The following is a 1,009-nucleotide window of genomic DNA, read 5'->3' as shown; positions in this document are numbered from 1 at the left end:
CTAGTGCTGTGACCGCATCGGTTGGCCGGGTTGGTGGTCGTGGCGGTTGGATGTGCGGTGACGTCCGATCCGATCGCTGGAGGTGCGGTGGCCGAGCCTGTGCGTGTGCGCAGACTGACCGACCAGGAGGGGCAGAAGCTGCAGCAGATCGTGCGCCGCGGCAGCACCAGCACGGTGCGCTACCGGCGCGCGATGATGCTGCTGGCCTCGGCCGGCGGGAACCGGGTGCCGGTGATCGCCCAACTCGTGGCGGCCGACGAGGACACCGTCCGGGATGTGATCCACCGCTTCAACGAGATCGGCCTGGCCTGCCTGGACCCTCAATGGGCGGGAGGCCGTCCCCGCCAACTCAGCGATGACGACGAGGACTTCGTCATCGCGACGGCCACCACCCGCCCGGTCAAGCTCGGCCAGCCCTTCACCCGCTGGTCACTGCGCAAGCTCGTCGCCTACCTGCGCAAAGTCCACGGCCGGGTGATCCGCATCGGCCGCGAGGCATTACGGTGCCTGCTCGCCCGCCGCGGCATCACCTTCCAGCGCACCAAGACCTGGAAGGAGTCCCCGGACCCCGAGCGCGACCCCAAGCTCGACCGCATCGAGCACGTCCTGGACCGCTTCCCGGACCGGGTCTTCGCCTTCGACGAGTTCGGCCCGCTCGGGATCCGGCCCACCGGCGGCAACTGCTGGGCCGAACAGACCCGGCCCGACCGGCTGCCGGCCACCTACCACCGCACCCACGGAGTCCGGTATTTCCACGGCTGCTACTCGGTCGGCGACGACACGTTATGGGGCGTGAACCGCCGCAAGAAGGGCGCCATGAACACATTGGCCGCGCTGAAATCGATCCGCGCTGCCCGCCCGGACGGCGCCCCGATCTACGTGATCATGGACAACCTGTCCGCCCACAAGGGCACCGACATCCGCCGCTGGGCGAAGAAGAACAAGGTCGAGCTGTGCTTCACCCCGACCTACGCCTCCTGGGCAAACCCCATCGAGGCCCACTTCGGCC

Annotated in this window: 1 protein-coding gene; it reads left to right on the top strand. The window is 68.8% G+C overall.

Annotated features, from left to right (window positions below; translation table 11 throughout):
- Positions 1-87: 87 nt before the first annotated feature.
- On the top strand, positions 88-1,009 hold a 922-nt coding region (locus AB0I69_RS48755), incomplete at its 3' end, for an IS630 family transposase (RefSeq protein WP_363102320.1).

Source organism: Streptomyces sp. NPDC050508, from assembly GCF_040655155.1.
In the GTDB taxonomy this organism is placed as follows: Bacteria; Actinomycetota; Actinomycetes; order Streptomycetales; family Streptomycetaceae; genus Streptomyces.
This window is presented reverse-complemented; position numbering and strand designations above follow the sequence as displayed.